This window comes from Mesorhizobium sp. M8A.F.Ca.ET.202.01.1.1 (assembly GCF_004791595.1).
Classification (GTDB): Bacteria; Pseudomonadota; Alphaproteobacteria; order Rhizobiales; family Rhizobiaceae; genus Mesorhizobium.
Genome location: NZ_SRUN01000003.1, coordinates 163,414 through 176,217, shown reverse-complemented (window position 1 = coordinate 176,217; position 12,804 = coordinate 163,414). Strand labels below are relative to the sequence as shown.

Sequence of the window (12,804 nt, the reverse complement as noted above, 5' to 3'; positions counted from 1 at the left end):
AATGACCGACTATATCATCGTGGGCGCCGGTCCGGCCGGCTGCGTTCTGGCCAACCGGCTGAGCGAGGATCCCTCCAATTCCGTGCTGCTGCTCGAAGCCGGCGGCAAGGACTGGCACCCCTATATCCACATGCCGGCGGGTTTCGCCAAGATGACCAAGGGCATTGCCTCCTGGGGCTGGTCGACCGTGCCGCAGAAGCACATGAAGGATCGCGTCTTCTGGTACACGCAGGCCAAGGTGGTCGGCGGCGGCTCCTCCATCAATGCGCAGATCTACACGCGCGGCAATGCCCGCGATTACGACGCCTGGGAGAAGGAGGAAGGGCTGGCCGGCTGGGGCTACCGCGACGTGCTGCCCTATTTCAAGCGCGCCGAGAACAACCAGCGTTTCGCCAACGATTTCCACGGCGACCAGGGCCCGCTCGGCGTGTCGAACCCGATTTCGCCGCTGCCGATCTGCGAGGCCTATTTCCGCGCCGGCCAGGAGATGGGTATCCCTTTCAACCCGGATTTCAACGGCGCTGCCCAAGCAGGCGTCGGCTATTACCAGCTGACCCAGAAGGATGCCCGGCGCTCTTCCGCCTCGGTCGCTTACTTGAAGCCGATTCGCGCCCGCAAGAATCTCACCGTCAGGACCGACGTGTTGGTCACCCGCATCGTCGTCGAGAAAGCCCGCGCTGTTGGCGTCGAGGTTGTAGATAAGCCGGGGGGTGAGACAAAAATCCTGCGCGCCGACCGCGAGGTGATCGTCTCGTCCGGCGCCATCGGCTCGCCGAAGCTGTTGATGCAGTCGGGCATCGGCCCGGCCGACCATCTGAAATCGGTCGGCGTGACGCCGGTGCACGATCTGCCCGGCGTCGGCTCCAACATGCAGGACCATCTCGACCTGTTCGTCATCGCCGAATGCACCGGCGATCACACCTATGACAATTACGCCAAGCTGCACCGCACGGCCTGGGCCGGCCTGCAATATCTGCTGTTGAAGAAGGGTCCGGTGGCTTCCAGCCTGTTCGAGACCGGCGGCTTCTGGTACGCCGACCCGACCGCCGCCTCGCCCGACATCCAGTTCCACCTGGGTTTGGGATCCGGCATCGAGGCCGGCGTCGAGAAATTGAACAACCCGGGCGTCACCTTGAACTCGGCCTTCCTGCGCCCGCGCTCGCGCGGCACGGTGCGGCTGAAAAGCGCCAACCCCGCCGACCATCCGCTGATCGACCCCAACTACTGGTCCGATCCCTATGACCGCGCCATGTCGCTCAAGGGACTGCGGCTGGCCCGCGAAATCATGCGGCAGGAGGCGCTGGCCCCATACGTGCTGCGCGAGGTGCTGCCCGGCCCATCGCTCGCCGGCGACGATGAACTGATCGACTATGCCTGCCGCACGTCCAAGACCGACCACCATCCGGTCGGCACCTGCCGCATGGGCCATGACGAGATGGCGGTGGTGACGCCGGATCTCAGGCTGCGCGGCATCGACGGCTTGCGTGTCTGCGACGCATCGGTGATGCCGCGTGTGCCTTCTTCCAACACCAATGCGCCGACCATCATGGTTGGCGAAAAGGGTGCTGATCTGATCCTTGGCCGCGAGCCGCTGGCGCCGGCGGTGTTTTCCGGCAATCACGCTGCTTAGGGAGTGGTAAAATGATCAGACACTGTGTTTTCGCCAGATTTCGTAGCGATGTGTCCCCGACCGAGCGCACGGCCATCCACGCCGACCTCGAGGCCTTGCGACAGGTGATCGAAGGCATGGAGACGGTTCATTTCAGCGCCAATGCCAGTCCGGAGCCTTTCGCACGGGGTTTCACCCATGGCTTCACCATCGACTTCCGCGATGCCGCGGCGCGCGACGCCTATCTGGTGCATGAGGCTCATCAGCGTGCCGGCGCCCGGCTGGTCGCGGCCCTCGAAGGCGGCACGGACGGATTGATGGTCTTCGATCTCGACCTTACGAAAAAGTGACCGCCGACCTTTCGAAAGCCGGCTGATCGCTGTTCTCTTTTGCCGACAAGGCGACATATCGTTCCTTTGGGGGCACCAAAGGAGGATGCCTTGAATCTCACTGCCGAGCAGAAGAAAACCGTTCTGGCCTCGTTCCTGGGCTGGACGCTCGACGCTTTTGATTTCTTCCTTCTGACATTCCTGCTCACCGATATTGCGAGTGAATTCCAGACCGATGTCCCGGCAGTCTCGAAGGCACTGTTCCTGACCTTGGCGACGCGCTTCATCGGCGCGTTCTTCTTCGGCATGCTCGCGGACAGATACGGTCGCAAGCCGATCCTGATGCTCAACATCGTCAGCTACTCGGTGATCGGGGCGCTGGCCGCCTTCTCTCCCAATCTCGGCATTTTCCTGGCGTTGCGTGCCCTGTTCGGCATCGCCATGGGCGGCGAATGGGGGCTCGGCTCCTCGCTCGCCATGGAGTCCATTCCGCCGAGCGCGCGCGGCATGGTCTCGGGTATCCTGCAATGCGGCTATCCCGCCGGCTACCTGCTGGCGGCGGTAGTCTATGGCTTGCTCTACCAGCAGACGATCGGTGGCTATACGATCGGCTGGCGCTTCATGTTCCTGCTCTCCTTCATCCCGGCGCTGATCGTACTCTTCATCCGCTCGCACGTCCCGGAATCACCCGCCTTCGTCGAGGCGCAGAAATCCGTCAAGCCGGGGCTTCTGGAGACGCTGCAGAAGCACTGGGGCGTCGCGCTCTATGCCGTGGTGCTGATGATGTTCTTCAATTTCTTCAGCCATGGCACGCAGGATCTCTACCCGACCTTCCTGAAGAAGCAGCATGGCTTTGATCCGCATACGGTGAGTTGGATCACCATCGTCGCCAATATCGGCGCCATTGTCGGCGGCCTGGCGTTCGGCGCGCTGTCGGAGAAGATCGGCCGCATCAATGCCATTACTTTGGCCTGCATCATCGCCCTGCCGGCCATCCCGCTATGGGCCTACAACTCAACGCCCTTCATGCTGGCCATCGGCGCCTTCATCATGCAGGTCGCGGTCCAGGGCGCCTGGGGCGTCATCCCGGTGCATCTCAACGAGCTTTCGCCCGGCGCGGTGCGCGCGACCTTGCCCGGCTTCATCTACCAGGCCGGCAATCTCGCCGCCTCTTATGGCGGTCCCTATCAGGCGGGGATCGCCGAGGCGCCCGGTGGCAGCTATGGCTACGCGCTGGCGCTGTTCGCCGGCGTGGTCGCCGTCTGCATCATCGTCGTCATCCGCTTCAGTCCGGAGCGGCGCGGCCAGGTGATGACCGTGCTGGGTTGAGGACGCTCACCCCAGCCGGAGCGCGATCACTCCGGCGACAATGCTGAGCGCGGCCGCACCGCGCCAGCCCGTCATCTTCTCGCCGAGCGCGTAGACCGAGATCATCATGGCGAACAGGATCGAGGTCTCGCGCAATGACGCCACCGAGGCGATCGGCGCCTTGGTCATGGCCCACATCACGATCCAGTAAGCCGCGCCGGAAAGCACGCCGGTGAACAGCCCGGTCTTCCAGTCGCGCGCCAACACCGGCAACGCCTTGGGCCCCCGGAAAACGAGGCACAGCACCAGCGCCCCAAGCGCATCGCAGATGAACAGCCAGGCGGCATAGCTTTGCGCGGTTGCCGCCAGCCGCGCGCCGCTGCCGTCGGACAGGGTGTAGCTGGCAATGAACACCGAGGTGCCGAAGGCGAAGCCGACCGCCCGCAGGTTCAGCTTCTCCAGATGCGCGCCGCCGCGAAACGACATCACCAGCGTGCCGGCCGACAACAGCAGGATGCCGACAATGGCGAGCGGCGCCGGCACCTCGGCGACGACGAACATGCCGCCGACCGCGGCCAGCAGAGGGGCCGTGCCGCGCGCCAGCGGATAGGTCTGGGCGAAATCGCCGGCCTGGTAGGCACCGATGAGGAAAGTGCGGTAGCCCATGTGGAAGATCACCGAGGCGATGATATAGGGCCAGACTTCCGCCTTCGGCACCTCGACAAAAGGCAGCACCACGAGGCCCGCGACCCCCATGCCGAGCGTCATCAGCGTGATCGACAGGAAGCGATCGAGATGCACCTTGACCAGCGCGTTCCAGATCGCATGCATGGCGGCGGCGGCAAGCACCGCGAAGAAGACGAAAAGCGTCATATGGGGCTCATCGACCTCCCGGGCCGAATGGCGTTTCGAGATCGATGTCGACCCGGACCGGGAAGTGATCGGACGCCACCTCGCCGATATCGGCGCCGATCGATTTCACCCGCCCGGCCAACATACCACCGACGAAGCAATGGTCCAGCCGGCGCTTTGCCAGCCTGCCGTCGATGATCTTCTCATGCGTGTGGAAATCACCAGCCGGTTCGACCGCCACGGCTGCGGCATCGACGAAGCCGCCAAGATAGGCAGCACCCCGATGGTAGGGCGTGCTGCCGACGATGCGGCGGTGTTCGGCGCTGCCCGGCTCCATGTTGAAATCGCCCAGCCAGATCGCCGCCGGTGGATTTTCCGGCTCTGATTCTCCATGCGTCCAGTTGCGCGAAGGCTCGTCATCGGTGCCGCTCCACGGACCGCCTTCCGATGGCGCCCGGCGGTGCTCGGCCAAGAGATAATCAATCTGCTCCAGCCGCTCTTCCGCCGCGATGTGCGCGAGATGCAGCGAAAGCACCCTGACCGGCCCTGCCGGCGTGCGGATCATGCATTCGAGCGCGGCGTTGCGCGTGTTGAGCGGACGCAACGTGCGGCGCATCGGCAGCGCGTGCAACCGCGACCAGACAATCGGCAGTTTCGACAGAACCATGGTGCCGAACTGCCGGCGCCGGTTGACCAAATGGCCGTCCCGCCATTCGCTGGCATCCATGTCGAAGGCCGGGCCATACACCCAGTGATAACCAGGCAAAAGGCGTGAAAGCATTTCCGCCTGGTCGTCGAAATTGCTGCGCTGCCAGTGCCGCTCGATCTCCTGCAAGGCGATGATGTCGGCGCCGGCGACAAGGCGCGCCGCGCGCGAAAGATCGTAGCGCGTGTCGCTGCCGAACCCGTACTGGATGTTGTAGCTGACCAGCTTCATTGCTTATCCGGCTCACTTCTCGGCGTTGGCAGTAACGGTTCGGTCGATTGCTTGCAATGTGCAGGAAGACGGACGGGGCTTGGGCCAGCAGGGCGGTTGAGACTCGGTATCTGCTAGTCGGTGGTCAGCGGCTGGAAGCGGCCGGCGGGCGACGCCGCCAATTCCGCCCAGTCGATCTCTTCCTCCAGCCGGTGATAGGCCTCGTCACCGATCGTGCCATTGCTGCGCAGTTCCTCCAGCGTGTCGCGCTGGCGGTTGATGGCATAAAGGCGCAGCCGGTCGTATTCGGTCGCGGCCTGCGCGTCGTCGGGGTTTTCAGCGATCACACGCTGAGCCTCATACTGCTCGCGCACGACGGCGGCCGCCGCCGAGGTCTTGCGGTTCAGCACGTCCAGCGCTGCCTGCATGATGGCGACGCGCGCCTTCGCCACCTCATTGTCGACGGTTCTGTCCTTGTCGAAGTTGATCCAGCGCAGCAGCGGCTTTAGCGTCATGCCCTGCAGCACCAGCGTGCCCAGAACCACCGCGAAGGCGGCGAGCACGATCGGATCGCGGCCGGGAAAATTGGCCGGCAGCGCAATGGCCACGACCAGCGTCACCAGCCCGCGCATGCCGCACCAGCCGACGAGAACGGCGCCTCCGAAAGTCGGCAACTCCCGCCTTGCCTCTTTGCCGCCGAAGCGGGCAATCCATCGGATGATCGCGACGTAACTCGCCACCCAGGCAAGACGTGCGACGATAACGACGACCAGCACCGTTGCGGCGAAAAGGAATGCTTCGCCTTGCCCGTCTCCGGCCAGCCTGCCGACGATCGTGCGTGCCTGCAGGCCCATCAGCACGAACGCCAGCACATTGAGCACGAACACCGCCGACTCCCAGACCGAATAGGTGCTGACGCGGCGTCTCGCCGACGAGTGGCGCGGTCCCCTGCGTGCAATGGTCATGGCATAGACGACAATGGTGATGATGGCGGAAAGACCGAGCTTGTCGGCGATGATCCAGACGGCAAAGGTTCCGGCAAACTGGACCACGGTGCTGCTCGCCGCATCCTCGATGCGGGTGAGCGCCAACAGCGACACGCGGCCAAACAGATAGCCCGCGACAAGACTGCCAATCGTCGCCAGCAGGATCACCGGAATGGCGTTGCTCAGCATGATCGATCCCAGCGCTGCCGAAACCGCCAGCCGATAGATCAGCAGCGCCGTTGCATCGTTGAGCAGGCTCTCGCCCTGCAGTATGGCGGTGATGCGGTGCGGCACCTTGAACTGGCCGAGCACCGCCGATGCCGCCACCGCATCCGGCGGCGCGACGATGGCGCCAAGCGCGACCGCCGCCGCGATCGGCAGTCCGGCCATCTTCCAGCCGACGAAGGCAACCACGACGGTGGTGAAGACCACAGCGCCGAGCGCCAGCAGCACCAGCGACAGCCGGTAGCGCTTCAGGTCGCGCAGCGACGTGTCAAAGGCGGCATCGAGCAGCACCGGCGCGATGAACAGGGCAAGCGCCAGTTCCGGATCGATCTCGATCACTGGGGCGCCCGGCACGAAGGCAATCGCGACGCCGGCCAGGGCCAGCAGGGACGGATAGGGAATCTCCAGCCGTCGCGACAACGCCGTCAGCGCGACGGCGGTCAAAAGCAGGACGAGGGTCAGTTCAAAAAGAGCCATGGGCGGTTACTTCTGGAGACCGGATTGCCGACGCGGATATTCCCGCAAGATGCGGTGGATTGGCCATCAAACTCAAGCCCTCTGGCCGCACGTCTCAAACCGCCTCCTGCCCCGCATGATCCTCGTCGGCTGCTCGGGATATCATGGACGCCGCGAAAGGCATCGTCGAAAAACATCGCCGGGCTGTAACACGCATGTAAACGGTGGCCCTCTGTGAGCGTGACGGGCCTCCATGAAAGGCCGCACGCCCATCAGAAAGCGTGGCACCCTGATGTGGATCGGTTCCGCTGGGGCGAAATGACGCCCTAAGAGAGGCGTTGGGACCCCTTGCGGCGCGCTTGATGTTGTATCTGGGTACGAGCAGCGCACTCGTTGGCACGTTGTTTGGAGGGGTTGGAACTGTTATGGTCCGTACCGAGGCTCGGCCCAGCGACCACACACAGCAAGGCAGCATGCAGACCGCCGGAAGGACCCTTACGCGGCGCACGCCGAAGCAGCAACGCTCGCGGCAGACCGTCGACGTCGTGCTAGAGGCGGTACAGCTTGTAGCCAAGCGCCACGGGACACTGGCGATTACCACCAATCGCATTGCCGAGGCCGCCGGCGTCAGTGTCGGATCGCTGTATCAGTACTTCCCCGACAAGCGCGCGATCTTCACAGCTCTTCACGACCGGCACGTCGATGAGGTGCGGCGGGTCATCAAGCAGACGATCACCGACTGCGCCTCGGCTTCGCTGGAGGAATTCGCGCGCGAACTCGTCCTGGGCCTGGTGAACGCGCACGCGGAAACTGCCGAACTGCACGACGTTGTCGCGTCCGCTGTTCCGCACAGCGCTCTCGGCTTCAAGAATGCGCTGCATCAGACCTTCGGACAAGTCCTGTCACGCGCCGAGGACCCGGAGCGGTACAGCCTCGACGAGACGGAGCGGATGCTTTTTGTCCTACCTCGCATGGTGGAAGCGCTCGTGCACGGAGGACAGCACGCGCCCCTCTCGCGCGATGGTGCAAGGAGCGAGGCAATCCGCACCGTACTGGTCTACGTGAATTCCTTTCAGGGCAGCGCTCCGAAAGACTACTGAAACGACGCGGTATTCTCGGTGGCCCACTGGTCGAACGGGATTGGTTCCCGTCCGGTTATCTGCTTTACGCCATCCGTCACTGTATCAAGCCGGCCCTCGCGCACCGCCCGCCAGATGTCCACGAGCGCATCCGCATAGGCGCCTTTCCCGGCCCATTCGACCGTGCGTGCGTATGCCTGACCGTCCGTTATTTCCTCGAAGCGAACGGGCCTGCCGATGGCTCTACCGATCGTATCCGTCATCTCCCCATACGACAGCGCCTCAGGGCCGGTGATCACAAGTGCCTGGCCGTCGTAGTCGCGTGTGGTCAGGGAGGCTGTGGCGACGGCAGCGATGTCGTCTGGATGGATGAATGCGATCTTGCCCCCACCCGTGGATGAGCGCAGCACGCCCTCTCGGCGGATGGACTCCGACCAACCGAAGGCGTTGGACATGAATCCGGCTGCTTGAATGAATGTGAACGCCACCCCGCTCTCCCGAACGGCATTCTCGCCCCGTGCATGCCACGGACCGGTGCCGATTCCGGTTCGCACGTCTAGCGTGGAGAGCTTGACCACATGTCGGACGCCTGCGCGGTTGGCAGCGAAGGAGACCGCGCGATCTCGCTTCTCGAGATCCAATCCATCCGTGACGAGGAATATCCCGTCGACTCCAACCAGCGCCCTGCCCAACGAGGGACCTGGATTCTCGAGGTCTCCGACATGAATGTCGACCTGGTCGCAGAAAAGGGCTTTGGCCCTCTTCGTGGAGCGGACAAAAACGGACGGGCGTGCCCCCGCATTAATGAGGCGCTGAACTACCCGGGCGCCGATGTTTCCCGTAGCGCCGATGACCAGGTATTTCACTTGAGTTTGCTCCAGCCACGGATCACCTCGAACGCCATTTGCTTCTGGCCAGCCAAGGTGAAATGCAGACCGTCGCTTATGAGGAAGTCCGAAGGAGGCGGGCTCCCCAAAATAGAGAAGGCGTCGATGACGGGCCCGTCGCCGTCGCGAATAATCTTGGCGACTCGCTCAAGATCTTGGTTGCGGAACCGAACCCCGAACCTGGCAAGGCCCGGATGCGTCGCGACCTGCGCTTCGTTGACCGCTGGCGGGGTGATCCAAACGCAGCTCGCCTTGGTCTCTCGGGAAACGCGCTGGCGCAACTCCGCGATGTTGCGCGCGGTCTCCTCGTGATGGACGAGTGTCTTGGTGGGGTGTGGGCCCTGCGTGCGCGCATCATTGGTACCGAACAGGAAGAGGATCCAGTCGGGCCGGGCATCGGTAATCTCTCTGACACGCACAAGACCGTGCGTGGTCGTCTCGCCCGCCACCGCGCTGATGGTCAGCGAAATCTCCTCGGCACCTCGGCGCATCGTCAGCATTTCCCTCAGGATCACCGCCCAGGACTGGGGCTCGGATGTCAAGCTGTCGCCGAACACCACTACTTTGGCCCCTCTGCGAAGCGGAAGGCGATCGACCATCGATGCCACGGCCTGGTCCGCAAGCAGGGCGCTAGCCGCTTCCGAGGCCTCCTTTTGCATGCGGCCAAGTTCGGCCGCGTAAACCTCGACCGGAAGGCCAAGTAGCGCTGCATGAGCGTCCTGGCCGAAATTCGCACCTCCGGGGAGGGAGGCCAGACTCCGCTCGGGTTGGATGACCTTCAAAAGCCAGTTCACCTGTTCATTCGACATCGATTCACCTCGCACCTGAATTCATCCGCACAGGTGATAGATAGCCGCGTCCCAGGAACGCCGCTACTCGCGTTATCGGGTCGATAAGGATTTGAAAATACTGATAAATTTTGCAACATCCGGAGTCTTCATCAGGTTCCAGCTCCTGCGGACACCGCTCGCTTTCACCGCTGACAGCCGACAACCAGGGGGACTTCATCGACCCGTTGCACGACATCGCGTACTCACAAACGACATTCGCGCCCGCGAAGTAGAGACCTGGAAGTGTTGGCGAGCCAGGTGAACGGATCGACGCCGCTCATCTTGGCGGCCTGCAGGATCGTGGCGATCGTCGACCCTGTCTGCCACCGCCATCAGACCCGGCGAAGACCGCATTCTTGCGTTTGATTGTGTGGGGCCGAATGGCGCGATCCACCGTGTTCGAACCGATGTCGAGACAGCCGTCGGCGACGCTCATCCCGGGCTGGTTTCGCTGGCGGGCTCCTAGCGGGAGGCCGGCAATTGCAGGCCGGCTCACCTGAATATCCGCTGAGCTTAATGCAGCACCAGCATATCGCTCGACGAGAACGAAATCTCGGCCTTCTCGCCGACTGCGGGCGGCGGGGTGGCGGAGTTGTTGAACGTGTCGAGCGACACCATGTTGCCGCCGATGCCGACGCGGACCCGGATCACCGAGCCGAGAAAATGCACTTCGGAAATCTCCCCCGTGAGGCTGGAGTCGCGGCCCGGCTGGCGGCCGAGCGAAATCGCCTCGGGCCGCAGCGCCAGCGACAGCATGTCGCCGGACTTCGAGCCGTTGAGCTTGCCCTTCAGTTCGACTTCCTGGGTGTTGACTTGCACCTTGCCGGACGCGGCGTCGGTGACCTTGCCCTCGAGCACGTTGAGCGTGCCGACGAAATTGGCGACGAACTTGGTCGCCGGCCGGTTGTAGATCTCGAACGGCGTGCCGACCTGCTCGGCCTTGCCGCCATACATGACCGCGATGCGGTCGGAGATCGACAGCGCCTCTTCCTGGTCATGGGTGACGAAGATTGTGGTGATGCCGAGCCGCTTCTGGATCGAGCGGATTTCCTCGCGCAGCGACACGCGCACCTTGGCGTCGAGCGCCGACAGCGGCTCGTCGAGCAGAAGCAGCTTCGGCTTCGGCGCGATCGCGCGCGCCAGCGCGATGCGCTGCTGCTGGCCGCCCGAGAGCTGGTAGGGGTAGCGGTCCGCCATCTGCGGCAGCTTGATGATGCCGAGCATCTCGGCGACACGGGCATCGATGTCCGCCTTGGGCATGCCCGCGACCTTCAGCCCGAAGCCGATGTTCTGCGCCACGGTCAGGTTCGGGAACAGCGCATAGGCCTGGAACACCATGCCGACATTGCGCTGGTTGGGCTTCAGCCTTGTGATGTCCTTGCCGCCTACGACGATCTTGCCGGCGCTCGGCTCCTCGAAGCCGGCCACCATGCGCAGCACCGTTGTCTTGCCGCAGCCGGATGGCCCGAGGAAGGAGACGAATTCGCCGCGCTCGACATCGAGATTGAAATCCTCCACGACCGTGGTGGCACCGAAGGATTTTCGAACGTGCTGGATGGAGAGGAACGGGTCGGCCATGGCTTTTTCTCTCAGGTCAATTCGGGCGGTTCGCCGATTTCGGCGCGAAGTGGGACAGGATCTGGATCAGCGACATGCAACCCCAGGTGATGGCGAAGGCAATGATGGCAAGGGCTGCCGGCTCATAGGCCCGGTTGGCGCCGATGTTCTGCAGATACGGGCCGAAGGCCGGCCGGTTGAGCAGGCTCGCCATGGTGAATTCGCCGATGACGATCGCGAACGTCAGGAACGCGCCCGACAACACGGCGATCAGCACGTTGGGCAGAATGACGCGGCTTATGATCGTACCCCAACCTGCGCCCAGGATCTGCGCCGCTTCCGTTAGTGTGCGCACATCGATGGTCCGGAGGCCCGTATCGACAGCTCGATACATATAGGGCAGCGCCAGCGTCGCATAGCCGATGACCAGCAAGGCATTGGTGCCCGTGTCGGTAGCCAGGAACGGCAGCGGTGAATTCGAGCCATACATCCTGATATAGCCGAAGACGATGACGATGGCCGGGATCACCAGCGGCAGCAGCGTGATGAATTCGACGATCGGCCGGAGCTGCGGCAGGCGAAGCCGTATCCAGTAGGCAGCCGGCACCACGATGAGCACGCCGAGGACGATGGTGAAGACGGCGGCAAGCACCGAATAGCCGAACGTCGCCTGGAAGCGTGCGTCGCCCAGTACAACCTTGTAGGCGTCAAAGGAATAAACGCCGCGCCGCATGCGCATGGAGAACTCCACCGTCGCGATCAGCGGAATGAAGAAATAGGCCGCGCCCAGCGCAAAGACGACCCAGGCCCAGAACCTGCCAGCCTTCATTTGAGCCACCTCTCGGAGCGGGTGCGGAACCAGATGTAAAAGACATTGGCAAGACCGGTAATCAGGATCATGCCGAAGGCTATGGCATAACCGAGATGGGCATTGTGCAGCACGTCGCCACGGATCTGCGCATAGAGCAGGATCGGCACGATGTTGAGCGACGAGCCGGTCAGCGCATAGGCGGTGGCTATGGCACCGAAGGCGTTGGCGAACAACAGGATCACGGTGCCGAGGAAACTCGGCCAGATGACCGGAATGACCACCATGCGCCAGTACTGCGACATGGTCGCGCCCAGCGTTGCGGCGGCTTCGCCCCATTCCTTCTTCAACCCATCTATGGCCGGCACGATGATGACCACCATCAGCGGAATCTGGAAATAGACATAGGTCAACGTCAAGCCCCAGAACGACAGGATGTTGAAGCCGTGTGCGTAGATGTTGAGGCCGAACAGGGTGTTCAGGATCACCGTCGCAAGGCCGAGCCGGCCAAGCGTGGCGAGGAAGGCGAAGGCCAGCGGCACGCCGGCAAAATTCGAGGCGACGCCGGAAAACGTGAGTGTCGCCGAGCGAATCCAGTCTGGCAGGCCGCCGCGCACGATGGCGATGGCAATCGCCAGCCCAGCAAAAGCGCCGATCAGCGACGAGGCCAGGCTGACCTTGATCGAAATCCAGTAGGCGGCGACGATCGACGGCTGCGCCAGTTCCGCAATATTCTCGAAGGTGAACTCACCTGCATCGTTCTGGAACGCGCCCAGCATCAGGTAGAGCGTGGGCAGGATCAGGAACATGATGGCGAAGATGAAGAACGGCGCGACGCCGAGCCATTGCGTCGGCAGCTTGAGGCTACGCGCCTCGGCGGGAGGCGCGGTCTTTCCGGCAACAGCGTGATCGGAAAATGAGAGATCGGTCATGCGCCGGCTACCGTCTTCAAGAGGAAAAAC

Annotated in this window: 12 protein-coding genes and 1 pseudogene; 4 read left to right on the top strand and 9 right to left on the bottom strand. The window is 63.3% G+C overall.

The genetic code is table 11. The features are described 5' to 3' along the window. Nucleotide 1: 1 nt before the first annotated feature. The 3 genes from EN845_RS08825 to EN845_RS08815 all read left to right on the top strand — a co-directional run bounded on the left by EN845_RS08825 (nucleotide 2) and on the right by EN845_RS08815 (nucleotide 3,267). Nucleotides 2–1,630 carry a GMC family oxidoreductase N-terminal domain-containing protein gene (locus tag EN845_RS08825; RefSeq protein WP_127869917.1) on the top strand — a complete coding sequence of 543 codons (1,629 nt, stop codon included), beginning with the start codon at nucleotides 2–4 and terminating at the stop codon, nucleotides 1,628–1,630. An 11-nt stretch (nucleotides 1,631–1,641) separates the two neighbouring features. After that, nucleotides 1,642–1,959, top strand: coding sequence for a Dabb family protein (locus EN845_RS08820; protein WP_127281047.1), 318 nt, complete (start codon nucleotides 1,642–1,644; stop codon nucleotides 1,957–1,959). 90 nt (nucleotides 1,960–2,049) lie between these two features. Beyond that, nucleotides 2,050–3,267 (top strand): MFS transporter, encoded by a 1,218-nt coding sequence (locus EN845_RS08815; protein ID WP_167531296.1) that lies wholly within the window; start codon nucleotides 2,050–2,052, stop codon nucleotides 3,265–3,267. 6 nt (nucleotides 3,268–3,273) lie between these two features. On the opposite strand, the gene EN845_RS08810 is transcribed toward EN845_RS08815, so the two are convergent. The 3 genes from EN845_RS08810 to EN845_RS08800 form a co-directional block, all read right to left on the bottom strand. Further along, nucleotides 3,274–4,119 carry an EamA family transporter gene (locus EN845_RS08810; RefSeq protein WP_127869919.1) on the bottom strand — a complete coding sequence of 282 codons (846 nt, stop codon included), beginning with the start codon at nucleotides 4,117–4,119 and terminating at the stop codon, nucleotides 3,274–3,276. 7 nt (nucleotides 4,120–4,126) lie between these two features. Beyond that, a complete protein-coding gene (locus EN845_RS08805; RefSeq protein ID WP_127280172.1) occupies nucleotides 4,127–5,035 on the bottom strand; it encodes an endonuclease/exonuclease/phosphatase family protein in 909 nt (302 codons plus the stop codon). A gap of 113 nt (nucleotides 5,036–5,148) precedes the next feature. Continuing rightward, nucleotides 5,149–6,702, bottom strand: coding sequence for a sodium:proton antiporter (locus tag EN845_RS08800; RefSeq protein WP_127280171.1), 1,554 nt, complete (start codon nucleotides 6,700–6,702; stop codon nucleotides 5,149–5,151). Nucleotides 6,703–7,106: 404 nt separating this feature from the next. Here EN845_RS08800 and EN845_RS08795 point away from each other — a divergent pair, with 404 nt between their 5' ends. Then, nucleotides 7,107–7,781, top strand: a complete 675-nt coding sequence (locus EN845_RS08795; RefSeq protein ID WP_210235352.1) for a TetR/AcrR family transcriptional regulator — start codon at nucleotides 7,107–7,109, stop codon at nucleotides 7,779–7,781. On the opposite strand, the gene EN845_RS08790 is transcribed toward EN845_RS08795, so the two are convergent. From EN845_RS08790 to EN845_RS08765, 6 genes and pseudogenes are all read right to left on the bottom strand, one after another. Continuing rightward, the gene (locus EN845_RS08790) at nucleotides 7,775–8,626 is read right to left on the bottom strand and encodes an SDR family oxidoreductase (RefSeq protein ID WP_127869920.1); all 852 of its coding nucleotides are present in this window, start codon (nucleotides 8,624–8,626) and stop codon (nucleotides 7,775–7,777) included. The genes EN845_RS08795 and EN845_RS08790 overlap by 7 nt on opposite strands. Beyond that, on the bottom strand, nucleotides 8,623–9,456 hold the full coding sequence (locus tag EN845_RS08785; protein WP_127869921.1) for an SGNH/GDSL hydrolase family protein: 834 nt from the start codon (nucleotides 9,454–9,456) through the stop codon (nucleotides 8,623–8,625). Before EN845_RS08785 ends, EN845_RS08790 begins: the two co-directional genes overlap by 4 nt. A 272-nt stretch (nucleotides 9,457–9,728) precedes the next feature. Continuing rightward, nucleotides 9,729–9,907, bottom strand: a pseudogene (locus EN845_RS08780) (transposase); the annotation flags it as partial. Between the two features lie 83 nt (nucleotides 9,908–9,990). Beyond that, entirely contained in the window at nucleotides 9,991–11,055 is a 1,065-nt protein-coding gene (locus EN845_RS08775; RefSeq protein ID WP_127869922.1) for an ABC transporter ATP-binding protein, read from the bottom strand. A 16-nt stretch (nucleotides 11,056–11,071) separates the two neighbouring features. Next, nucleotides 11,072–11,863 carry an ABC transporter permease gene (locus EN845_RS08770; RefSeq protein ID WP_127869923.1) on the bottom strand — a complete coding sequence of 264 codons (792 nt, stop codon included), beginning with the start codon at nucleotides 11,861–11,863 and terminating at the stop codon, nucleotides 11,072–11,074. Further along, nucleotides 11,860–12,774, bottom strand: coding sequence for an ABC transporter permease subunit (locus EN845_RS08765; protein WP_127869924.1), 915 nt, complete (start codon nucleotides 12,772–12,774; stop codon nucleotides 11,860–11,862). The genes EN845_RS08770 and EN845_RS08765 overlap by 4 nt, the downstream gene beginning before the upstream one ends. Nucleotides 12,775–12,804: the final 30 nt, after the last annotated feature.

Excerpts from the sequence above, each read along its gene's own strand:
- EN845_RS08795 (WP_210235352.1), top strand. The coding sequence starts at position 7,107 with ATGGTCCGTACCGAGGCTCGGCCCAGCGACCACACACAGCAAGGCAGC.
- EN845_RS08825 (WP_127869917.1), top strand. The coding sequence starts at position 2 with ATGACCGACTATATCATCGTGGGCGCCGGTCCGGCCGGCTGCGTTCTG.
- EN845_RS08810 (WP_127869919.1), bottom strand. The coding sequence starts at position 4,119 with ATGACGCTTTTCGTCTTCTTCGCGGTGCTTGCCGCCGCCGCCATGCAT.
- EN845_RS08775 (WP_127869922.1), bottom strand. The coding sequence starts at position 11,055 with ATGGCCGACCCGTTCCTCTCCATCCAGCACGTTCGAAAATCCTTCGGT.
- EN845_RS08805 (WP_127280172.1), bottom strand. The coding sequence starts at position 5,035 with ATGAAGCTGGTCAGCTACAACATCCAGTACGGGTTCGGCAGCGACACG.
- EN845_RS08785 (WP_127869921.1), bottom strand. The coding sequence starts at position 9,456 with ATGTCGAATGAACAGGTGAACTGGCTTTTGAAGGTCATCCAACCCGAG.
- EN845_RS08765 (WP_127869924.1), bottom strand. The coding sequence starts at position 12,774 with ATGACCGATCTCTCATTTTCCGATCACGCTGTTGCCGGAAAGACCGCG.
- EN845_RS08820 (WP_127281047.1), top strand. The coding sequence starts at position 1,642 with ATGATCAGACACTGTGTTTTCGCCAGATTTCGTAGCGATGTGTCCCCG.
- EN845_RS08770 (WP_127869923.1), bottom strand. The coding sequence starts at position 11,863 with ATGAAGGCTGGCAGGTTCTGGGCCTGGGTCGTCTTTGCGCTGGGCGCG.
- EN845_RS08800 (WP_127280171.1), bottom strand. The coding sequence starts at position 6,702 with ATGGCTCTTTTTGAACTGACCCTCGTCCTGCTTTTGACCGCCGTCGCG.